This window comes from Shewanella sp. MBTL60-007, assembly GCF_019654915.1.
Lineage (GTDB): Bacteria > Pseudomonadota > Gammaproteobacteria > Enterobacterales > Shewanellaceae > Shewanella.
On the sequence record NZ_BPET01000005.1, the window covers coordinates 69,747 to 92,720 of the forward strand.

Annotated in this window: 21 protein-coding genes; 12 read left to right on the plus strand and 9 right to left on the minus strand. The window is 44.8% G+C overall.

What is annotated here, in order from left to right; translation table 11 throughout:
* Nucleotides 1-8 precede the first annotated feature (8 nt).
* The 9 genes from hisG to K5Q92_RS02800 all read left to right on the plus strand — a co-directional run bounded on the left by hisG (nucleotide 9) and on the right by K5Q92_RS02800 (nucleotide 8,741).
* Nucleotides 9-908 carry an ATP phosphoribosyltransferase gene (gene hisG, locus K5Q92_RS02760; protein WP_220767525.1) on the plus strand — a complete coding sequence of 300 codons (900 nt, stop codon included), beginning with the start codon at nucleotides 9-11 and terminating at the stop codon, nucleotides 906-908.
* A gap of 5 nt (nucleotides 909-913) precedes the next feature.
* The gene (gene hisD / locus K5Q92_RS02765; protein ID WP_220767526.1) at nucleotides 914-2,245 is read left to right on the plus strand and encodes a histidinol dehydrogenase; all 1,332 of its coding nucleotides are present in this window, start codon (nucleotides 914-916) and stop codon (nucleotides 2,243-2,245) included.
* A complete protein-coding gene (gene hisC / locus K5Q92_RS02770) occupies nucleotides 2,242-3,309 on the plus strand; it encodes a histidinol-phosphate transaminase (protein ID WP_220767527.1) in 1,068 nt (355 codons plus the stop codon). The genes hisD and hisC overlap by 4 nt, the downstream gene beginning before the upstream one ends.
* Before the next feature lie 103 nt (nucleotides 3,310-3,412).
* Nucleotides 3,413-4,492 (plus strand): bifunctional histidinol-phosphatase/imidazoleglycerol-phosphate dehydratase HisB, encoded by a 1,080-nt coding sequence (gene hisB, locus K5Q92_RS02775; protein WP_220767528.1) that lies wholly within the window; start codon nucleotides 3,413-3,415, stop codon nucleotides 4,490-4,492.
* Nucleotides 4,489-5,214, plus strand: a complete 726-nt coding sequence (gene hisH / locus K5Q92_RS02780; protein WP_220767529.1) for an imidazole glycerol phosphate synthase subunit HisH — start codon at nucleotides 4,489-4,491, stop codon at nucleotides 5,212-5,214. Before hisB ends, hisH begins: the two co-directional genes overlap by 4 nt.
* The gene (gene hisA / locus K5Q92_RS02785) at nucleotides 5,211-5,948 is read left to right on the plus strand and encodes a 1-(5-phosphoribosyl)-5-[(5-phosphoribosylamino)methylideneamino]imidazole-4-carboxamide isomerase (RefSeq protein ID WP_220767530.1); all 738 of its coding nucleotides are present in this window, start codon (nucleotides 5,211-5,213) and stop codon (nucleotides 5,946-5,948) included. Before hisH ends, hisA begins: the two co-directional genes overlap by 4 nt.
* Nucleotides 5,930-6,703: an imidazole glycerol phosphate synthase subunit HisF gene (gene hisF, locus K5Q92_RS02790; RefSeq protein WP_220767531.1), complete on the plus strand. Its 774-nt coding sequence runs from the start codon at nucleotides 5,930-5,932 to the stop codon at nucleotides 6,701-6,703. The genes hisA and hisF overlap by 19 nt, the downstream gene beginning before the upstream one ends.
* A 51-nt stretch (nucleotides 6,704-6,754) precedes the next feature.
* Complete coding sequence (hisIE, locus tag K5Q92_RS02795) at nucleotides 6,755-7,396, plus strand: bifunctional phosphoribosyl-AMP cyclohydrolase/phosphoribosyl-ATP diphosphatase HisIE (protein WP_220767532.1); 642 nt, start codon at nucleotides 6,755-6,757, stop codon at nucleotides 7,394-7,396.
* Nucleotides 7,397-7,637: 241 nt separating this feature from the next.
* Nucleotides 7,638-8,741: a phosphoribosylaminoimidazolesuccinocarboxamide synthase gene (locus tag K5Q92_RS02800; RefSeq protein ID WP_220767533.1), complete on the plus strand. Its 1,104-nt coding sequence runs from the start codon at nucleotides 7,638-7,640 to the stop codon at nucleotides 8,739-8,741.
* 129 nt (nucleotides 8,742-8,870) lie between these two features.
* On the opposite strand, the gene lpxM is transcribed toward K5Q92_RS02800, so the two are convergent.
* From lpxM to pheS, 4 genes are all read right to left on the minus strand, one after another.
* Entirely contained in the window at nucleotides 8,871-9,809 is a 939-nt protein-coding gene (lpxM, locus tag K5Q92_RS02805) for a lauroyl-Kdo(2)-lipid IV(A) myristoyltransferase (RefSeq protein WP_220767534.1), read from the minus strand.
* Between the two features lie 77 nt (nucleotides 9,810-9,886).
* Nucleotides 9,887-10,183: an integration host factor subunit alpha gene (ihfA, locus tag K5Q92_RS02810; protein WP_012142935.1), complete on the minus strand. Its 297-nt coding sequence runs from the start codon at nucleotides 10,181-10,183 to the stop codon at nucleotides 9,887-9,889.
* Nucleotides 10,184-10,187: 4 nt separating this feature from the next.
* A complete protein-coding gene (gene pheT / locus K5Q92_RS02815; protein WP_220767535.1) occupies nucleotides 10,188-12,575 on the minus strand; it encodes a phenylalanine--tRNA ligase subunit beta in 2,388 nt (795 codons plus the stop codon).
* A 16-nt stretch (nucleotides 12,576-12,591) separates the two neighbouring features.
* On the minus strand, nucleotides 12,592-13,575 hold the full coding sequence (gene pheS / locus K5Q92_RS02820) for a phenylalanine--tRNA ligase subunit alpha (protein WP_202720151.1): 984 nt from the start codon (nucleotides 13,573-13,575) through the stop codon (nucleotides 12,592-12,594).
* Between the two features lie 442 nt (nucleotides 13,576-14,017).
* Between pheS and K5Q92_RS02825 the strand changes: the two genes are divergently transcribed.
* From K5Q92_RS02825 to K5Q92_RS24185, 3 genes are all read left to right on the plus strand, one after another.
* Nucleotides 14,018-15,514, plus strand: a complete 1,497-nt coding sequence (locus tag K5Q92_RS02825; RefSeq protein WP_220767536.1) for a methyl-accepting chemotaxis protein — start codon at nucleotides 14,018-14,020, stop codon at nucleotides 15,512-15,514.
* A 195-nt stretch (nucleotides 15,515-15,709) separates the two neighbouring features.
* Entirely contained in the window at nucleotides 15,710-16,585 is an 876-nt protein-coding gene (locus K5Q92_RS24180) for a cache domain-containing protein (protein WP_259649466.1), read from the plus strand.
* A 37-nt stretch (nucleotides 16,586-16,622) separates the two neighbouring features.
* Entirely contained in the window at nucleotides 16,623-18,317 is a 1,695-nt protein-coding gene (locus tag K5Q92_RS24185) for a PAS domain S-box protein (RefSeq protein WP_259649467.1), read from the plus strand.
* 82 nt (nucleotides 18,318-18,399) lie between these two features.
* Here K5Q92_RS24185 and K5Q92_RS02835 read toward each other — a convergent pair whose 3' ends face one another.
* The 5 genes from K5Q92_RS02835 to speB form a co-directional block, all read right to left on the minus strand.
* Nucleotides 18,400-19,275, minus strand: a complete 876-nt coding sequence (locus tag K5Q92_RS02835; protein ID WP_220767537.1) for a RimK/LysX family protein — start codon at nucleotides 19,273-19,275, stop codon at nucleotides 18,400-18,402.
* Nucleotides 19,276-19,860: 585 nt separating this feature from the next.
* Entirely contained in the window at nucleotides 19,861-20,214 is a 354-nt protein-coding gene (locus tag K5Q92_RS02840; protein ID WP_220767538.1) for a DUF3802 family protein, read from the minus strand.
* 252 nt (nucleotides 20,215-20,466) lie between these two features.
* Nucleotides 20,467-21,042 (minus strand): YceI family protein, encoded by a 576-nt coding sequence (locus tag K5Q92_RS02845; RefSeq protein WP_220767574.1) that lies wholly within the window; start codon nucleotides 21,040-21,042, stop codon nucleotides 20,467-20,469.
* A gap of 211 nt (nucleotides 21,043-21,253) precedes the next feature.
* A complete protein-coding gene (gene pdxH / locus K5Q92_RS02850) occupies nucleotides 21,254-21,892 on the minus strand; it encodes a pyridoxamine 5'-phosphate oxidase (RefSeq protein WP_220767539.1) in 639 nt (212 codons plus the stop codon).
* A 141-nt stretch (nucleotides 21,893-22,033) separates the two neighbouring features.
* Complete coding sequence (gene speB / locus K5Q92_RS02855; protein ID WP_220767540.1) at nucleotides 22,034-22,963, minus strand: agmatinase; 930 nt, start codon at nucleotides 22,961-22,963, stop codon at nucleotides 22,034-22,036.
* Nucleotides 22,964-22,974 lie beyond the last annotated feature (11 nt).

Consider the following 22,974-nt stretch of genomic DNA (forward strand, 5'->3'; position numbering starts at 1 on the left):
CGTTATCCATGTCAGAGTCAAATAGATTACGCATAGCCATCCAAAAGTCAGGCCGTTTATCGAAAGAATCACAGAAGCTACTAAAGAGCTGTGGAGTTAAATTTAACGTTAATGAGCAGCGCCTTATCGCTCACTCTGATAACATGCCAATCGATCTTCTGCGAGTTCGTGATGACGATATTCCAGGGCTTGTTATGGACGGTGTTGTTGACCTTGGGATCATCGGTGAGAATGTTCTGGAAGAGGAACAGATTGAACGTCAAACCTTAGGTAAGCCCGCAGACTGCATTAAGCTTCGTGAATTAGATTTTGGCGCTTGCCGCCTATCTTTAGCTGTACCTAATGAGTTCGACTACCAAGGCGTGGGTTCATTAGAAGGGCTGAGGATCGCCACTTCTTACCCTAATCTGCTACGCCGCTACATGGAGCAGAAAGGCATCAATTATCGTGATTGTATGCTTAAGGGCTCAGTCGAAGTCGCGCCGAGAGCCGGGCTTTCAGACGGGATCTGTGACTTAGTATCAACCGGTGCCACCTTAGAGGCAAACGGCCTCTACGAAACCGATGTTATCTACCGTTCTATGGCCTGCATCATCCAATCGAACCAATCACAACCAGATGATAAACAAGCGCTAATCAATAAAATCTTATCTAGGATCAATGGCGTGGTACGCGCAAAAGAGAGTAAGTACATCTTGCTACACGCACCAAACGAAACCCTAGAGCAGATTGTCGCTCTCCTACCAGGTGCAGAGAACCCAACAGTGTTGCCACTAAATGACGATACCAATCGTGTTGCTATCCATGCCGTCAGTACCGAAGATCTGTTCTGGGACACCATGGAGCAACTGACGCAATTGGGCGCTAGCTCTATTTTGGTTATGCCAATTGAAAAGATGATGGGGTAAAAGCCATGCAGATCCTCAACTGGCAATCACTCAACCCACAAGCGCAGTCAGCGGCACTGAAGCGTTCGCCATTAATTGGCGATAACAGCCTTGAGCAAAGTGTGGCTAGGATCATCGAGGCTGTTGTCACCAAAGGCGACAATGCCCTTAGGGATTTTAACCGAGAGTTCGACAGCATAAGCCTAGAGACGCTAAAGCTAACTGCAGCTGAAATAGCTCAAAGCTGCAAACAGGTACCCGATGAACTGAAACAGGCCATCGCCCAAGCTAAGGCCAATATCGAACGCTTTCACCAAGCGCAGCAACAGCCAAAGGTGGATATCGAGACTCAAACCGGGATCCGCTGTGAGCTTCGCTCCGAGCCTATTGAACGCGTAGGCCTCTATATTCCAGGGGGAACTGCGCCGCTGATCTCTACTGTGCTCATGTTAGCACTACCAGCCAAGATAGCGGGTTGCACTAAAAGAGTATTAGTGAGCCCTCCTCCTATCAATGATGCCATCGTCTATGCTGCAAACGCTTGCGGAATCGATGAGATCTATCAGGTGGGTGGCGCTCAGGCTATCGCCGCCTTAGCGTTTGGTACCGAGTCAATTCCACAGGTAGATAAGATTTTTGGGCCAGGTAACCGCTTTGTCACCGAGGCAAAGCGCGCCGTAAGTCAAGATAATCGCTGTACGGTAAGTATCGACATGCCTGCCGGTCCATCTGAAGTGCTTATCATCGCAGATTCTCAAGCGAATGCTGACTTTGTTGCCGCCGATCTTTTATCTCAGGCCGAACACGGCGCCGACTCACAGGTGATGCTTGTTACTGACTCCAAAGAGCTAGCAGAAGCAGTCGACTCAGCACTTATTGATCAGCTTAAGCTGCTACCGCGCGCAGAGATAGCGACAATTGCACTTGAGAGTAGCCGCACCCTGATCGTTGAAGATCTGCAGATGGCGGCTAAGGTCTCAAACCTCTATGGCCCTGAGCACCTGATCATTCAGACCCAAAACCCCAGAGACGTCCTTAATGATATTCGCGCCGCCGGCTCGGTGTTTTTAGGCGCATACACCCCCGAATCGGTGGGGGACTATGCCAGTGGAACCAACCACGTATTGCCCACTTACGGTTACAGTAAAACTGTTTCGAGTCTGTCTTTGGCTGACTTTAGCCGCAGATTTACGGTACAAGAGCTCACACCTCGAGGGCTGCAAACAATCGCTGATAGCGTGATGACACTGGCAGCGGCTGAACAACTAGACGCCCATAAGAATGCTGTTGCAGTGCGGCTAACAAGCCTTAACGAAAAATATGTTAGCGCATATGACACCATTGAGGAGAGGTTATGAGTACAACAGGTAATAACCTAACGAGCGAGCTAAATTTTGCTCAACGCCTTGCAAGGCCTGAGCTACTGCATCTGGAGGTCTATCAATCGGCTAGGCGCATAGGGGGTCAAGGCGATATCTGGATCAACGCAAATGAATCGCCCTTTAATAATAGCGAGCTTGAAGGCTTAAACCGTTATCCAGAATGCCAGCCGCCAGAGCTTATTGCAGCCTATAGTCGTTATTGCCAAGTCGCTACTGACAGCATTATCACAAGTCGCGGCGCAGACGAAGCCATTGAGTTACTCATTCGCGCCTTTTGTGTACCCGGTAAAGACTGCATCGCCACCTTTGGCCCTACTTATGGCATGTACGCTATCAGCGCTAAGACCTTTAATGTCGGAGTAAAAGCGTTATCACTGACTGCTGATTTTCAGCTCCCCAGTGATTACCAGACTCAAGTCAGTAGTGCCAAGTTAGTGTTTATCTGTAACCCAAATAATCCAACAGGTAGCGTGATCCCACGAGATAAAATCATCGAGGTTCTCGAGAGCTGCCAAGACGCTATCGTGGTTGTGGATGAGGCGTATATTGAGTTTAGCCCTGAGTACAGCGTTGCCGATTTAGTTGCTAGTTCAGCTAATCTCGTTGTTTTGCGAACCTTATCAAAGGCCTTTGCACTTGCAGGCGCTCGCTGTGGCTTCTTGCTGGCCAATCCAAACATCATCGACATTTGCATGCGAGTGATTGCCCCCTACCCGATCCCCCTGCCCGTCAGCGATGTCGCCACTAAGGCTCTGAGCACAGCTGGACTTGAGACCATGGTTGAGCAAGTCAGTGAAATGAAGCGCCAAGGCCTTAGGTTAGCAGCCTCATTACAGCGATATGGAGCCAAGGTGGTAAAGGCCCACGGTAACTATGTACTTGCCGAATTTGATGACAAACAAGCAGTCCAGCAAAAGCTAGAGGCCGCAGGCGTTATTGCAAGATGCTATAGCGATCCGCGTCTTAGCCAAGCTATCCGCTTTAGCTTTACTAACCAGAGACAAACGGATTACCTCATCGACCTATTCAGGAATGAATAAGTGCCAAGGGTAAGCCCCCATTGAATTAGCTGATATAAATATAAATTACAAAAGCTTTGCTGATTTTATTTAGCCAAGCCGAACACTGAAAGGTAGCCACACAATGAAGCAGAAAATATTATTTATCGATCGCGATGGCACTATCATCGAAGAGCCCGTCACAGACAAACAGGTCGATAGTTTAGCCAAGTTAGTGTTTGAACCCAATGTGATCCCAGCATTACTCAGACTGCAAAACGCTGGTTTCCGTTTAGTGATGGTCAGTAACCAAGACGGTTTAGGTACCCCCTCTTTTCCTAAGAACGACTTTGACGCCCCACAAGATATGATGATGCAGATCTTAAATAGCCAAGGGGTGTTATTTGATGATGTGTTGATTTGCCCTCACTTTGATGATGAAAACTGCAGCTGCCGCAAGCCCAAACTCGGGTTAGTCAAAGAGTACCTGACATCGGGCAAAATTGACTTTACTCAATCTGCTGTCATCGGCGACCGTCATACCGATCTTGGGCTTGCCGATGCTATGGGTATTTTAGGCTTGCAATATAATCCCCAAACTCTGAACTGGAACGCCATTGCCGACAAACTACTGAATAAAAACCGTAGTGCAACCGTCACCCGTACAACCAAAGAGACGGATATTAGTGTCACGGTGGATTTAGACTCAAACGACAAAGGTGCCATCAATACTGGCATAGGTTTTTTTGATCATATGCTTGAGCAAATATCCACTCACGGTAACTTTAAGATGGATGTACAGGTCGATGGCGACCTAGAAATTGACGATCACCACAGTGTGGAAGATACAGCGCTCGCTATCGGTGATGCGCTGCGCCAAGCCCTAGGCGATAAGCGAGGTATTGCCCGATTTGGCAATGCGTTTGAGCAAGCAATTCCAATGGATGAAGCTAGCGCAAGCTGCCTATTAGACTTATCTGGCCGCCCATTTATTAAGTTCGATGGCAACTTTGAGCGTGAACTCGTTGGCCAAATGGCCACCGAAATGGTACCGCATTTCTTCCGTTCTTTTGCCGATGGCCTACGTTGCACCTTACACATTAGCACTCAAGGTGATAACGACCACCACAAGGTTGAGAGCTTATTCAAAGTCCTAGGTCGTACCCTACGACAAGCCGTTGCGATAGAGGGTGACGCATTGCCCTCAAGTAAGGGTGTGCTATGAGCCAACAAGATAAAACAGCCTTGGGCAATAACACAGCCATAGTCGGCAACACTGTTATCATCGACACCGGCTGCGCCAATTTAAGCTCTGTACGTTACGCCTTTGAACGCCTAATGACCGATATTGAGCGCGAACGTCTTTTCGTTACCGATGACATTGAGACGATCAAGGCCGCCGATCGAGTCGTCTTGCCCGGCGTCGGTACAGCCGCGGCTGCGATGACGTCACTACAAGACAAAGGCTTAGATAAGCTTATCCCCACCTTGACACAACCTGTGTTAGGTGTCTGCTTAGGCATGCAGATGTTAACACGAGTATCTAAAGAGCGTGGCAACCAAAGCGATGATTGCCCATGTCTTAACATCATTACAACCGATATTGACTTGCTCGACACTCAGGGGCTCCCCTTGCCCCATATGGGCTGGAATCAGATAGTCCCAAGCGCACACCCTATTTTTTATGGGATCACAGCTGGCAGCTATGTCTATTTCGTGCATAGTTACCGCGCGCCAATCAGTAAGTACACGATTGCGACGGCTGAACACGGCGAAACATTTAGCGCCGCAATCGCTAAAAATAACTTTATCGGCCTGCAGTTTCACCCAGAAAAGAGCGCAAAAGTAGGCGCAACAATGCTTAAAAACTTCCTCATGATGGACAGGGCAACCTTCACTCAAACAGATGATAAGCTGGCTAATGGCCAGCAAGAGGCGCAATTATGATTATTCCAGCAATCGATCTTATCGACGGCCAAGTCGTTCGCCTCTATCAAGGCGACTATGCTCAGAAAACCACCTTTAACTTAAGCCCTTTAGATCAACTTAAATCTTATCAGCAGCAAGGGGCCAATCTACTGCATATCGTCGACTTAACCGGGGCGAAATATCCCGCGAAGCGACAGACAAAGCTCATCTGCGAATTGGTCAATAACCTTGATACCCCAATCCAAGTTGGCGGCGGCATTCGCACCGAAGCCCAGTTAAGCGAGCTTCTGGAGATAGGTGTTAGCCGAGTTGTTATCGGTTCATTAGCAGTTAAAGAACCTGAATTAGTCAAAAGCTGGTTTGTTAAATATGGTAGTGACGCTATCTGCCTCGCATTAGATGTGAATATTAATGAGCAAGGCGAAAAGATTGTTGCGGTATCAGGCTGGCAGTCTGGAGGCGGAAAAAGCTTAGAATCACTGGTAGAAGAGTTTAAGTCCGTTGGGTTAAAACATGCGTTAGTGACCGATATTAGCCGTGATGGCACGCTCAAGGGCGCCAATACGGAGCTTTATAAAGAGATCGCCGAACACTACCCAGATATTCAGTGGCAGGCCTCTGGCGGTATCGCCACCTTAGATGATGTCAGTGCAGTTAGAGATAGCGGCGCCTCGGGCATAATCATAGGTAAGGCGCTGCTCATTAATCAGTTTACCGTTGAGGAGGCTATCACATGTTGGCCAAACGCATAGTTCCCTGCCTCGATGTTAAAGAGGGTAAAGTGGTAAAAGGAGTGCAATTTAGAAACCATGAAATAGTCGGTGATATCGTGCCTCTTGCCCAACGCTACGCCGATGAAGGTGCCGATGAGCTGGTCTTTTACGATATTACCGCCAGTGCTCACGATAGAGTGGTCGATAAGTCTTGGGTTAGTCGAGTAGCCGAGCGTATCGATATCCCTTTTTGCGTGGCTGGCGGCATTAGAACCATCGAGCAGGCGCGAGAAAAGCTCGCCTTTGGCGCCGATAAAATCTCAATAAACTCTCCCGCGCTTACCGACCCAAGCCTTATCAGCAGGCTGCAAGATGAATTTGGTCGCCAATGTATCGTCATAGGTATCGACTCTTACTATGATGCCAATAGCGATAGCTACAAGGTCAAACAATTTACCGGTGACGAGGCGGCAACCAAGGACACCCTATGGTATACCCAAGATTGGGTTGAAGAAGTGCAGAAACAGGGCTGCGGCGAAATCGTCTTAAATGTGATGAATCAGGATGGCGTACGCCAAGGTTATGATATTAAACAGCTGTCGATGATACGTAGCATCTGTGATGTACCTTTAATCGCATCGGGCGGTGCGGGCACCATGTCGCACTTTAAGGATGTATTTAGTCAGGCCAATGTCGATGCGGCGCTGGCTGCAAGCGTATTTCATAAAGGGGTCATCGATATCCAAGAGTTAAAACAGTATCTTAAAAATAATCAAATTGCAGTGCGCGTTTAAGCTAGTTCGAATAGATTCAATTAAACGCGTTAATCAAATTAGGGATTTAATATGACTAAGATTGACCAATCAAAGCCGATAGACAACAAGCTTGTTAGTCTATTGGACTGGGGAAAAACTGACGGGTTAATCCCTGCTGTAGTGCAAAACTTCCTTACCGGTAAAGTACTGATGCTCGGCTATATGGATAAAGCCGCATTAGATAAGACGCTATCGACTAAACAAGTCACCTTCTACAGTCGCAGCAAGCAAAGGCTCTGGACCAAGGGGGAAACCTCAGGCAACACCCTTGAGTTAATCGCAATCGATATGGACTGCGACAATGATAGCTTGCTAGTACAAGTGCTCCCTAATGGGCCGACTTGCCATAAAGGCACAGAAAGTTGCTGGAAAGAAGGTAACGCCCACAGTTTTATCGATAACCTTGCGACTCTCATTGCGTCACGTAAAGGGCAAGACCCTGAGTCAAGCTATACCGCCCACCTGTTTGAACGAGGTACTAAGCGCATCGCCCAGAAAGTGGGTGAGGAAGGGTTAGAAACGGCATTAGCCGCGGCAACTCATGATAAAGCGGAACTGATAGATGAGGCCTCTGATCTTATCTACCACTTGCTGGTTTTGTTAGAAGATCAAAATTTAAGCCTGCAAGATATCAACTTAAATCTAATGAAAAGACACAATAAGGCCAAGTAGTCGACTTACTAGGGTGTAAAATCGGTTTACGCCCTTTTTCATTATCGATATTTAGTCGGTAACAACACCTAATAACAGCATAATATTTCAATTCATCCCCTATTTAACACTCGATTTTACACTATAGAAAACACTGTTTTTTCAGCGAGTAAAACTCAAGTTGCCCTAGTGTTGCAACTCTCAACTTCTGTTACAATCTGCGCCACTAAAATTAAGCTTCTCAATAATAAAAGTGTGCCCTATGAATCTTGCAGATAAAGTTTTAGTCGTTAATGACAACCTCCCAATTCGTACCGACAAACCTGTCCACTCAGGTAAGGTCCGCAGTGTTTACTGGTTAACCGAAGAAGATAGCGCTCGGTTAATTAAAGATAAAGGTTACGATGTGCCAGCCGATGCACCACTTGCCATTATGGTCATCAGTGACCGTATTTCGGCTTTTGATTGCGTATGGCAAGGTGAAAATGGCTTAAATGGTGTGCCAGGCAAAGGTACTGCGCTTAATGCCATCTCAAACCACTGGTTTAAACTTTTCAAAGATAAAGGGCTTGCCGATAGTCACATCCTAGACATCCCCCACCCGCTAGTGTGGATTGTACAAAAAGCCCGTCCTGTGATGATTGAAGCGATTGCACGTCAATATATTACTGGCTCAATGTGGCGTTCATACACTAAAGGTGAGCGTGAATTCTGTGGCATTACTATCCCAGAAGGATTAGAGAAAGATCAAAAGCTGCCTGAGCTACTGATCACACCATCAACTAAGGGTGTATTAACCGGCCTTGAAGGCGTACCAGAAGCCGATGACGTAAACGTCTCACGTAGCGACATTGAACGCCACGTAGCAGGTTTTAATTTCAGCAGCCTGTCGGATATCGATCTTTACGAAAAGCTCCTTAAAGAAGGTTTTGACGTGATTAGCGATGCTTTAGCTGAGCATGATCAAATTTTCGTTGATACTAAGTTTGAATTTGGCTACGTCAATGACGCTGCAGGTAATGAAAAGCTTATCTATATGGATGAGGTCGGTACGCCAGATAGCTCACGCATTTGGGATGGTTCATCACACCGCGATGGTAAGATCATCGAGCAATCTAAAGAAGGCTTTAGACAGTGGCTACTTAACCACTTCCCAGATCCTGATATCTTGCTAAACAAGAACCGCATGGAAGAGCGTTTCGCACTAGCTGCCGATAATAAGCTTCCAGAATCAGTGATGATGGATATCTCTAACACTTATGTGGGCATTGCTGAAAAGATCATTGGTGAGAAGCTACATATCAGTGAAAACCCTAAGCAAGAGATCATCGACATCTTGCGTGACGAATACCAACTTATCGTCTAGTCGAGCGAGTGGCTAAAGTTATCGGTTTGATTGATGACCTCAGCTAAACAATAAAAAAGCCGCAATCTCTATTGCGGCTTTTTTGTGGTTCAAAATGCAGACAATGTCTATATGTACAACTCAGATAGACTATTTATAAATTGACTCTTCACCTTCAGGGCGAGTCTTAAGCACTTTCAAGAACCACATATATTGCTCTGGATAAGCTAAGATCACCTGCTCTACCGCCTTATTTAAAGCAATGGCTTCATTTTCTTTACCCTGCATAGTTTCTGGTTCGATTGCTGGCATAACCGTTAAATCAAAATGGCGTTTAGATTGATCATAGCCAATCTTCACTGGCATCACTTGTGCGTTACCCGCCTGAGCTAAGCGGCCCACAACTGGCAATGTCGCCTTAGTGGTGCCAAGAAACGGCGCAAATACACTCTTATCACGTCCAAGATCTTCATCGGGTAGATAAAAGAAACTGTTATCTTGCTTAAGTTCAGCTAACAAGGCTCTAATACCGGCTTCACGCATATAGATATTGCCCCCTTGAGAGCTTCTCATACGGTTATTGAACCAATTAAACAAATCATTCTTATGGGCCTTTGCCATCGAAACCATAGGTAAATCGAGATTAAGCCTTAAACCTGCATACTCAATGCCCCACACGTGTGGCATGATAAAAATCACAGGCTGACCTGCAGCTCTTGCTTTTTCAACATGTTCAAAGCCATGTAGCTGTACCCTGCGTCTCATATGAGCACGAGACTTGAGTAACAACTCAGACTGAGCTAGCAAGATCATGACGAAGTTTTCGACGTTATCTTTTACTAACGCATCGATCTCATCGCCAGACTTTTCAGGAAAACAGGTGGTCAAATTGGCTCTAGCAATCTTAATTGGCTTCTTTGCTATCTTCATGACCAATTTAGCCAACACACGAGCAATAGGATCCCTTAACCATGCTGGCATAAGACCAAATACCACCAGCACTAGAATAGCGCCCCAAGTTAACCAATATCTTGGGTGCAATAGACTCAGTTTAAAACGTCGGTCAAAATACTTCGGCTTTCTAGACAAGAATAAAACCTCTACAGCGAATGGAAACAGAAAAAGCCACTCAATTGAGTGGCCTCTTCATTACAGTGCTAAAGCAATTACTTCTTTGCGTTAGCCTCTTCGACGCGGCTTTTGAGTTTCTGTCCCGGACGGAACGTCACTACGCGGCGTGCCGAAATTGGGATATCTTCTCCCGTCTTTGGGTTCCTTCCCGGTCTTTGATTCTTGTCCCTCAGGTCAAAGTTGCCAAAGCCAGATAGCTTGACCTGCTCACCACTTTCAAGAGCTTGACGAATTTCTTCGAAAAACGTCTCTACCATCTCTTTCGCTACTCTCTTGTTGATACCTAGCGTTTCAAAAAGATGTTCTGCCATTTCGGCTTTGGTAAGTGCCATACTTTTAGTCCCTCAACGATGCGTTGAACTCGTCTTTCAGAGCAGAAACCACTACGTCTACCATCTCTGCGATCTCTTTCTCTTCCAATGTACGAGCGTTGTCTTGTAATAAGAGTGCTATTGCAAGGCTCTTTTTGCCTTCCTCTACACCTTTACCTCGGTATACATCGAACAAGTTTATGCCAACCAACTGATTTTCGCCAACTTTTCTTATCAATTTTACAACATCATTTGCAGCAACAGCGTCATCAACTACGATGGCGATATCACGGCGGTTAGCTGGAAACTTAGACACAGTCTGGGCTAGCGGCAAATTAGCGTGCAATAAAGCGTCTAATTCTAGCTCGAAAATAATTGTTTTTCCGTTTAGGCCAAATGGCTTCTCTAGGCTCGGATGAACCGTTCCTATGATACCAATTACGCGATCATCTCTTAAGATTTCAGCACATTGCCCCGGATGAAGTGCTGGATGAGTTGCTGCTCGGAAACTAAATTCAGCATCAGCAACAGTCAAACCGATGACCGCTTCTAGGTCACCTTTAAGGTCGAAGAAATCAACCGTCTTTGACTCCATTGTCCAATGTTCGTCATTCTGATTACCGGCAATAACCGCAGCAAGCATAGGTTGCTGTGACACGCCGGATTCAGCAGACTCGTTTGGTACGAAACGTAGACCCGTTTCGAACAACCTTACACGGTTTTGCTGACGGCTCTGGTTATAACCCACCGCAGTCAACAGACCAGTGAACATAGATAGACGCATAGCCGACATTTCAACCGAAATTGGGTTCGGTAGAATCATAGCTTCAGCACCTGGATGAACCAGCTCCTGCTGCTTAGGATCGACAAAGCTATAAGTCACAGCTTCTTGGAAGCCACGTGCCACTAACATGCTGCGAACACGCTTGATGTTAATGTTCGACTCTTTGTGATCAGACATGCTTAACTGCGCTACAGGCGCAATATTTGGAATATTGTTGTAACCGTAAATACGGGCAACTTCTTCAATCAAGTCTTCTTCAATTGCCATATCGAAACGGTAAGTGGCGGTAGTGACATTCCACTGCCCTTCACTCACTTCAACAGCAAAACCTAAACGCTCTAGAATTTCTTTAACTTCGCCATCTTCGATATGATGACCCAAAGTCTTATCTAACTTGCTACGGCGCAATACGATCTGTACAGGCTTAGGTAGATTCTCTTCAGACTTAGCTTCTACAACTGGGCCAGCTTCTCCGCCACAGATCTCAAGTACTAGACGACTTGCACGATCCATAACCTTATGTTGAAGTTCAGGATCGACACCGCGCTCGAAACGGTGTGATGCATCTGTATGCAGGCCGATACGGCGTGCCTTACCCAAAATCGCTAACGGTGCAAAATAAGCACACTCTAGAACGATGTCTGTCGTTTCAGTAGTCACACCGCTATGCTCGCCACCAAATACACCCGCAAGGGCTAATGGCTTAACTTGGTCAGCAATAATCAGCATATCTTCTGGGATAGTGATTTCGTTGCCATCAAGCAGAGTCAGTTTCTCTTCACCGTTAGGCTTACGAACTTGAATACCGCCATCTAACTTAGCTAAGTCAAATGCGTGCATAGGCTGACCGAATTCAATCAACACATAGTTAGTAATATCTACAATCGGATCGATTGAACGGATGCCGCTACGACGCAACTTCTCTTGCATCCATAATGGCGTTTCAGCTTTGACATTTACGTTCTTAATCACGCGGCCCAAGTAACGGCCACACTCTTGCTCAGCTTGGATATCTACAGTCACAGCATCATCGATGCTGGCTTCTACCGCTTCCCAAGTAGGCTCTGTAACCGCTTGACGGTTTAATACACCCACTTCACGAGCAAGACCAGCCATACCTAGACAATCTGCACGGTTCGCCGTTAAATCAACATCGATAACCGCATCGTTTAGATCTAGGTATTCACGAACGTCTTGACCAATTGGTGCGTCAAGTGGCAGTTCAATAATACCATCGCTTTCGATATCAACACCTAGCTCACCAAATGAACACAGCATACCGAATGATGGTTGACCACGTAATTTGGCTTTCTTAATTTTGAAATCGCCAGGCAGTACCGCACCAACCATAGCCACAGCGACTTTAAGTCCTAGGCGGCAGTTTGCAGCACCACAGACGATGTCGATTAGCTCTTCGCCACCGACATTGATCTTAGTAACACGCAGTTTATCTGCATCAGGGTGCTGACCGCATTCAACGACTTCACCAACGATAACGCCGCTAAAATCGGCTGCAACTGGCTCAATACCGTCAACTTCTAGACCAGCCATTGTAATTTGGTGTGCTAACTCTTCACGATTTACGCTTGGGTTAACCCACTCACGAAGCCAAGATTCACTAAATTTCATGCTATTATAGCTCCGTTTATTTAAACTGCTTCAGGAAGCGTAGATCGTTTTCGAAGAATGAACGTAGATCGTTAACGCCATAACGCAACATTGAAAGACGCTCAACACCCATGCCAAATGCGAAGCCAGAGTACTTCTCTGGATCGATGCCAACACTGCGAAGTACATTCGGATGCACCATACCGCAACCTAGCACCTCTAACCACTTACCGTTCTTACCCATCACATCCACTTCGGCAGAAGGCTCTGTGAATGGGAAGTATGAAGGACGGAAACGCACTTCTAAATCTTCTTCGAAGAAATTACGTAGGAAGTCGTGCAAAATGCCTTTAAGCTCGGCAAAGTTAACATTTTCAGCAACTAACAAACCTTCCACTTGATGGAACATCGGTGTGTGAGTTTGATCGTAGTCATTGCGGTATACACGGCCTGGAGAGATGATGCGTAAAGGTGGCTTCTCGTGCTCCATAGTGCGGATCTGCACACCAGAAGTTTGCGTACGTAACATGACTTTCGGATTAAAGTAGAAGGTATCATGGTCGGCACGTGCTGGGTGATGCTCAGAGATGTTTAACGCATCAAAGTTATGAAAATCATCTTCGATCTCTGGACCATCTTTAACGGTAAAACCAAGCTCGCCAAAGAAAGCTTCAATACGCTCAATGGTACGAGTAACAGGGTGTAAACCACCGTTCTCAATACGACGACCAGGAAGACTCACATCGATGCTTTCAGCCTTCAACTGAGCTTCAAGCTCAGCAGCTTTCAGGCCATCGATGCGAATAGATAATTGCTTTTGAACCGCTTGCTTAGCTTGGTTCACAGCTTGACCAAAAGCTGGTTTCTCTTCTGGAGGAAGTTTCCCCATCATTTTCATCATGTCGGTGATTTGACCTTTCTTACCAAGGTAATCGACACGGAGGTCATCGAGAGCTTTTAAATCTGTAGCTCCTTCGATGGCGGCTAAAGCCTGTTCTACGATCTCTGTTAACTGTGACATCATCTCTTCCAGTGCAAGTAAGTCCTAGACCTACGACTTTTGGGCTAACGTATTTTCTTTGTGAAAATAGAAAAAGACTAAAATTTTACGTTAGACAGGGACATTTGACTAGGGCTAATTCACTTTTTTCGATGCTAACTGTTTATTTTGCTTAGTCCTTATACAGCACACACTAAATCAGCGAGTAATTAATCTTAAGTTTCTCTTTATAGGTGGCCAGCCACTGAAGCTTGCGAACCTTCGAGTAACGGAGTCCGTAGCACTTGCTGGATTGTTTTTCTAACAAATGCTCATCATTTAGATATGACGTTATTCAATAACTTAAGTAAACATTGGAATAAAAAGTCATCAAATACACCTCTTATCGTAAAAAAATAGTTAAGGAACGCACTGACCTTCCGATAAATAACTAAGTCGCCGCTAAATATAAAAAGAGAATACGATGAAAGAAGTGAAGTTCCGTTGGGTCGATAAATACCTTATCCATATGACCCTTAAATCAAAGTTTGCCTTATTAGCGATAATTCCAATCATTACTCTTCTCGGCCTGTCGGCTCTGCTCAATAACGAGTACAGGCAAAACTTAGTCGATAGCCAAGTCGCGCAAACTCAAGAGTTCAACCAAACACTGAGTCATACCCTAGATACTGCCTATCAATATGTACCTGCAGAGAATCGAGATGCATTCCTTAGCGCGTTAAACGGCCAAGTTGCAGTTCATCAGCAGAGCAGTGCAAGCCACCAAATCTCAACCTTAGCTGCAAAAGGTGGCGAAACAGCCATTGAAGGTGACAAGGTTCGAAGTGTGAGTTCACAAAGTCCTCTCGGGCTAATTACAGTTCTTACCACCAAGCTGAACACTGAAAACCATAACGAATATCTTGGCTATCTTGCGACCGCCATATTGATCTGCATTATCTTAATCGTCAGCTACTATATTTCGAGTTTCGTAGGCGGTGCGCTCTATACCAATGTCATGGCGCTAAAAAGAGCAGCTGAAGGCGATCTCACAGGGCGGCTGAATTTTTTCGAGGTTAAAGATGAGTTTAGTATTCTAGCGATAAGTATCGACACCCTCGTCGAGCGTCAGCATAAATTAGTGACAGAAATGACCAATGCTAGCCTACAGATCCGCAATGTCGTTCAAGCATTTAGAAACACGGCGCAGGAAGGACAATCTTTAGCGATGAATCAGCGCCAACATATCGACTCATTAGCGACCGCCATGGAGCAGATGACCGCAGCAGTATCGGAAGTCGCCCGCAATGCTGAGATGTCATCGACAGAAACCCAAGAAGCCAATGTTCAGGTCGATGCTGGTTCTCGTGATATCGCTGTCACAGTTGAAGCGATCGGGAGCCTTTCAGTAGAGATAGATGATGCTTCAGAAGCGGTAAACAACCTCAATGACAATGCAGCAAAAATTGATGAGGTAGTCACCACCATTAACGCCATCTCAGAGCAAACAAACCTACTCGCGTTAAATGCAGCGATTGAGGCAGCCCGCGCAGGTGAGCAAGGTCGTGGGTTTGCGGTAGTTGCCGATGAGGTCAGAACTCTTGCAGGTCGCACGCAAGCCGCAACGGTTGAAATTAAAACCATGATTGAGGCCCTACAATCTGGTGCGCGTAACTTAAAGTTAGTAATGAGCCGCACCGTTGAGAAGGCCGAAGAAGGTAAGAAACACGTGCTAGATACGGGCAAAGATCTACAAGGAATAGCCCATCACAGTGCCAAAGTCTATGAAATGAGTGTATTGATCGCCACCTCGGCAGAGGAACAATCCTCCGTTGCTAACGAGATTGCCACCAACCTGATGGACATTCGAAATCAATCTCACGATGTCGAACAATCGGCAAACCAATCGGTATCAGGCTGTGATGAATTACATGCAACGGCAGAGCAATTAGATAAATTGCTTATCGGCCTAAAGATATAATTTAAAGCCTGAGGTAAAAAAGCAGCCTTTTGGCTGTTTTTTTTTGATTTAAAAGAAATTTACGTCCTCGGTTGGCCGCATTTATTTTACATAAAAACAACAAGGCTTATATAATTAGCTCAGAATAAAAACCATACCTTTTTTAGTACGGATACCAATTGAGGGGCATGTTCATTATTTAAGCAGACAACTATCATGGTAAAGCCTAACAAACAGAGTTCAAAATTAACCGACTGGCGCACAAATTTACCGATGCAGTTTATGTTGGTTCAGCTGCTCGTGGCTGCGGTCATCATTATCGCCAGCGTTGTGTTTCTCAAATCCATTGAAACTGACCGTTTAATCGATAATCAAGAGTTTTTAAGCATAAACCTCGGAAAAACTATCGTTGCGAAGCTACAGCAAAAAACTAATAAAATTGAAAATCTCGCTGTTTCTATCGGCGCTTTAGGTGAACTGTACCAACATGATCCTAAGCAATTAAATGCAGCTATTCCTGCACTTTTAGAGCAACCAGGGCAACAAGAGGTAATACTTGGTGGAGGCGTTTGGCCTGAACCCTTTTCATTTGACCCAAGCAAACGAAAAGACAGTTATTTTTGGGCGCGAGACTTTGCCTCAGAGCTGATTAAAGTCAACGACTATAACGCCGATAGCCTCTCCCCCTACTACAATGAACCTTGGTACGTACCCGCCAAGTACTACCCGACAGATACCACATACTGGTCTAAGTCCTATATCGACCCCTATACTCAGAATGCGATGCTAACGGCGTCGGTTCCTATGTGGCAGGAGCATCGTTTCATCGGCGTATCCACGGTAGATATTGCCCTATCGAGCCTAGACAACTTCTTTAACAGTGCCATATCGAGCCATGGTGGATATGTCTTCGCACTCGATCAACAAAACCGTTTGTTATCTTATCCAGACGCAGATATAGACACGAGTGAACCACTCAATAATCGAACCCTATTTCAGCCTTTTAGCGCATTTTCCAAAGAACACCCCTCTTTCGCACCGCTGCAACAGACTATCAAAAAAAATAGATACCGATTTTATTCGTCAGTCTAATCTGAATAAGGCTTATGAAGATGCACAGCTCACAGATGTGATTAAAAATACCCCCGAACATGAGCGCGCTAAACTTGTGGCGCTGATTAACCAAAATGCTAATAACAAGCTTCAGCAAGTCGAGCTTGTTGCTACCAAGCGCTTAAATAGCGATCCAAGGCTTAAAGAACCCGTCATAGTCACAGTTTTCTTAATGCCGGGAACCTACTGGAAAATCATCTTAGTGACACCCATGTCGAGTATTACCAACAACGCTCAGTCATTAGCAAGCTCCGTCGGTATTTACCTAGTGAGTATACAAATACTTGCCCTAATACTACTTTTCATCGTGCAAAATAAGCTCTTTATCGCCCCTATCAGCCGCATGGTTCGCGCTTTGAATGACTCAAACCCCGCCAAAATCGAGCTAGAAGCGACAAACCGAAAAGATGAAATAGGCATGCTTGCCAAAGCCTTTAGCTCTCGGACACGCCAGTTAGAGGTTGCCCTCGCGAGTCTAGACGCCACTAACCTCGCCCTAGAACAACAGCTGGATGTCCAGCAGCAATCAAAAGCTGAGTTACAAGAGAAAAAAGAACAGCTTAACTCAGTACTAAACTCAGCTCATAACTTAATTTTCATCAATAATTTAAACGGAGAGTTCACGTTAGTAAACGACCAGTTTTGCCAGACCCTATCACGCAAAAGAGAGAATATCTTAGGAACAAAAGATCACCTTGTGATGCCAAAAGAGATAGCCACTCTTAATCAAGAGAAAGATCGGCTCGTGATCAAAGATAAAGTTGAGCTAAGTTATGAGCAGAGCTTCCCTGTTGAGGGTAAACAGCATATCTACCTTGTGACTAAGTTCCCGATTTTCGATGACAACAAGCAGCTGACTTCTGTTGGAACCATTGCTTTCGATATTAGTGTAACGAAAGAGGCTGAACTCAAGAAGCGAGCTCAATTTGAAATACTTAGGCAGGAAACCTCCGATAACATCCGCTTTATTGAAAAACTTGAACAGACGAATAAACGCTTACAGAGCGAGAGTCAGCAAGCCAAATTGGAGAGCTATCGCCAAAACAGCTTTGAGAAAGTAAAACACGAAAATCAAACGATTTATCCCTCTTTAGTTGCGGCAATTGTAAAGCCGATCTTTAGAAAGCAAGATGATTTAGCGGCCAGCGCATATCGTCTGGCCAGTGGCGAGCTGAGTATCGCCGACTTCAACAATAAATTAGCTAATCAAACCGAACGTCTCAGACATCTCGAGTATCTCTTCTCAGCGCAAGACTATATCGCTAAACCTATCGACCTAGTTTCCTTGCTTGAACATGTTGTTGCCCTATTACAACCCAAGTTAACGGCTAAGAATATCGAGCTCCAAATTGAGAGTGATAACCGGCTTATTGTTGAGGGGATCCATTGGCACTACTTACTGATCTTTTACCGTGCCATCAGCAACACCATTACCGATGCGTTTTACCAACAAGCTAGTGCTCACAAAATGAAAGTCAGCTTAAATAAAGAGGCTCAACAAGTCGTCATGAAAATATACGATAACGGTAAAGGCTTTAATGAAGAGCAATTAGCCGTGCTGCAGAACACACTAGATAGTGACAAAGTTGCAGGCACCCTATCGGCGCTTTCTGTCTGGCTAAAGACTGAGTTTCAGGGCCAGCTCACCGTTACAGCCTTACCAATAGAGTCAAGATTTAAGACCTTGGTAAGCTACCAGTTATTCAATTAATAAAATAAAAAGCGCCTACACGATACTCGTTCGTGTAGGCGCTTTTATGAACCGTGTAAAAGCTTAGCAGTGACGCTAAGGCCTATTTCGATACATCAACAATATAGTGCCCTTGTAGCCAGTTTCGACCAATCAAGAGTTTATAAGACATCTTACTTCTGTCTCTCAGATTAACCTTAACTTTATACTCGTGACCTGGCTCGCCAATTTTAAGTTCTACCATATAGCGGATCTCGCTTCCTTGAGCATTTCGGATCAATGATGTTTCCACGATACGAGACTTCACCACATGAGACTCTCCCTTCTCATTTTCAGTGGTAAAATGTATCACCTTGCCGACATTTTTTTCCATGTCAGGATCTTCATTGTCAATCTTCATATCATAGGCATGCAACGAGTTTTCAACCGCGCCGGTATCGATACGGGTTTTAAAAATTAACCCCGACTCAACAACACTAATCGGCGCTGTTGGCCCAATGAGCTTTTTCTCTGAAACATCGACGACATAACGCCCTTTAAGCCAATTTCGACCTATCAAGAGCTTGTAATCCATATGACTGCGATCTCGCAAATTAACACGAACCTTTCGCTCTTTACCCTTAAAGCCAACATCTAGATCGACCATATAGCGAGTTTCTGTACCTTGGGAGTTACTCACCGTAGAGGTCTTAACTATCTTGGCTGTTAGGCGCTTTTTTTCACCAGCGTTATTCTCTGTTGTAAAAGAGACCATCTTGCCAATGTTGTCTTTCATATTCTTAGCACTGCCGCCCTCAACCTCTATGTCATAGGCATGCAGTGAAGTATTAACCGCTCCAGTGTCGATACGTGCAACATAAGAAAGGTCGGCATGGGCCACCGACATCTTGGCGGTAGAACCTATTACCGCTTTCTCACTCGCGGCTACAGAGAAAGAAGATGTGAGGATCAATAAGCACAATCCTGCTTTTTTAAGCATGGTGTTTCCTTAATATAAGAGTCATAAACCTAGACTTGTTTAGCTTTATGATAGCAAGAAATAAAGGTGAATAAAGACTGCGGTACTATGGCATAAGAAAGCTGTATGAATACTGGCGTATAAAGAAAAAATCACCGCAAAGATTCATTAACACCAATTAAGATAATCACTGCCTCCGACTCATCGATTTTAGTAAATAAAATGAAAAACAAATAAACTAAACAGTACTGATGTACAGGTACAATGACATGCGTGTAACTTTCGATTAAAGTGACTGTTAAATAGTCTTAGGTGCCGATAAAACTGCACAGCCAACCAGACTAGGATAAAGGGCACAAATGGCAAAGACACGACTAACGGAAAAAAGCCCCAGCCAAAACCGAAAGCATTATCACTAAAAAGCCTTAGGAAAAACCAAAACAGCAGTAGACAGGCATACACTAACATATGCTGTCTATTTATAGATTTTCTCAGCTCATTTAGCATTATAACCCCTCACATCTATACAGCAACATTAGGCTTTTAAGCCAAAGCTAACAAGCTGATAGCATGAGAGAACTGTAACTAAATATAAAGTTGCTGCCATTAAGCTGCGGTTAATCTCGCGACTTCTTGATCAAACAGATTCTTAATCAATCCCGAAAATTCGCTAATAAATCGAGTTTGCTCAACGGTAGCCTTATGATCGGCGACTCGAGCTAAGATCTCCTCAAGATCATAAACGATGGCATCGACTTCTCGAATTACCAAATTTCTCTGAGAAAATGTCAATGAAGGGTTTTGACCACAAACCATGATAATTTGTGCGGCAAGCTGCTCTTCAAATAGCTCCATGACTGTCTCATCACTGGGGCTATGTTGCTGTGAGTTTTCAAATATTCCTAAATGCTCAGTCAAGTACTGAATCAAATGTATATATCCGTCTTTATCGGTAACCATAGTCAACCTAAAATACACAACCCTATGCGCACTGCAATCTATACTGTTTACGCAAGGGGCGTAGTCAATTTATTGTTTATCTTCTTGCAAGGATAGTATCTGAGTTTGTTTCTAATTGAAATCACCCCAGTTTAATCGACACCACTTTTCCCGCAAAGCGCCGCACTTTACAAAATAACTTAAGCGCCCCCTACTAAAACGCTCAAAGCCACTCTAATTCACTCAAAGTCAGCGCTAATCCTGCTTATTTATCTACCGTTTAAGATTCAGCATAAATGACACAGGCACCGCTTTACTAATTGCAGACAACCCAGCAACTTCACGTAATTTATCAACTCCAGAAGACAGACCAAAACTGTCGGCATTAACAATAACCGGAGCCACACTCGCAACGAGGATGTGAGAGTCTGAGAGCTTTGCGATACTCACAGTAAACGCCATCTTCTGCTTTTTGCCATGTAACGAAACTTCAGCGTCAATTGTCGCCACTTTCACAGAGCCTACAGCAATACCTGCGAGTATCTTTGGATCAATATTAGCTTTTAGCTTCAATTTTGGGTATTTATCGACTTCAAATAATAAAGAGTCCATACGCTCATCACGAATATCTATGTTGGTTGCCACACTAGCCAAGGCAATCGAAAAGTTGAATTTGCCTTTATCAGTCAAGGTTCCAGCGATAGATTTAAAATGATGAATCTCTGCAATATCACCCTTCTTAACGGATATAAAGTTAACTTCAGAGCTGTCGTTTTCAACAATCCAATCGCCAGCCGACGCCATCAGCGAAAAAGGCAGTAGTAATATGCCTATGATAATATTTTTTATGCTCATGCCCATGTCCTCTCATGATTTAGTTATTCACTTTTAGTTAAGCTTAACCTAATTCAATGGTTTAACATTCACAAGGGCTTATTTTTACCCCACCAGCCCCAGTAATTGTTAGCTCGATAGCTCAAACTACATTCATTTATATTAGGACGGATAGCCAAAAACACAAAAGCCGCAAACAATGCGGCTTTTGGAATACTGATTGGAATTATGGCGCTAAGCGGCTGTGCTGCCAGCCATCCTCAACCTTGGTATAGATAAACCGGTCATGCAGACGGTGCTCTCCTCCCTGCCAAAACTCAATACTCTTTGGCCTAACAAGATAACCGCCCCAAAATTTAGGCAGAGGCACTTCACCTTTAGAGAATTTAGCTTTCATTTCGGCAAACTTACTCTCGAGTGCTTTTCTTGCACTAATAGGGCTAGATTGTTTAGACACCCATGCTGCAATTTGGCTCTCCTTAGGTCTGCTCATAAAATATTTAAGCACCTCAGTCTTTGATAACGGTTCAGCGATACCAGTAACAGCAACCTGCTTATCTAAGCTGTGCCAAGGGAATAGAATGCTAACCTGTGCATTATTAGCAATATGCTGAGCCTTACGGCTTTCAAGGTTCGTGAAAAACACAAAGCCATCGTTATCAAACCGTTTAAGTAATACAATTCGTTGAAAAGGTTGCCCATTTTCATCGACCGTCGCTACGGACATAGCCGTTGGATCTTTGATGTCAGAGTCACGAATGACTTCCAACCACGCATTAAATAGGTCCATAGGATCACTAGGCACCTCTTCATTATGCAATTCACCTAATGTGTATTCGCGTCTGATATCACTGATCTCTGACATGTAAAAATCCTTTCAAAGCACATAAAAAAAGAAGCGCTCATTGAGCGCTTCTTTAATCATAACAATCTTAGCCGTTAGGCGGGAACCTTTTAACGCGCTCCCGAGCTAGATATTTTCATCTAACATGTTAGCTAGGATGGTTTATTTGATCTTACCGTTAGACTCAGCCCAAACATGCAGCATCTCTAGACCTAAGGTAGCACCAGCTAAAGCGGTGATCTCTGCACTGTCGTAGGCAGGGGCGACTTCAACCACATCCATACCTACAATCTTCATGCCTTTTAGACCACGAATAATCTTCATCGCCTTGTCGCTAGTTAAACCACCACATACAGGCGTACCGGTACCAGGTGCAAAAGCAGGGTCTAAACAGTCAATATCGAAAGTCACGTAAAGTGGCATATCACCAACGCGCTCACGAATTTGTGCAACGATCTCATCTGCTGTCATTTCATTAGCAGCTGCAGCATCAATCACTTTGAAAAGGTGATTTGCTGTATCGTACTCAGTACGAATACCCACTTGAATTGAGTTTTCTGCAGCGATGATGCCTTCATTTGGCGCATGGTAGAACATAGTACCATGATCATACTTGCTACCTTGGCTATATGTGTCGGTATGCGCATCAAAGTGCAATAACGCCATCTTACCGTGCTTCTTATAGTGAGCACGTAGCAAAGGTAGTGTCACGAAGTGGTCGCCACCAAAGCTTAGCATCGCCTTATCTGCTTCTAGGATCTTAGTCGCGAAATCCTCTACACGCTGAGTGAAGTCTGCAGAGTCACCACAGTTATAAACTAAGTCACCAGCATCGACGATTTTTACGTGCTCGCTTAATTTAAACTGATAAGGCCAGCGAGTCTCTTCCCAAGCCAAGTTAACTGAAGCGTTACGGATAGCGCCAGGCCCCATACGTCCACCAGAACGCCCCGTTGTCGCCATATCAAACGGTAAGCCTAATACAACAACATCCGCATCACCTTCTAATGGTTTAAAGTCCAGCGGCTGTCTTAAGTAACCAAATGCATTTGAATAAAGCGAATAATCAGGCTTATCTGCAATAGTGGTCATAAATACTCCAT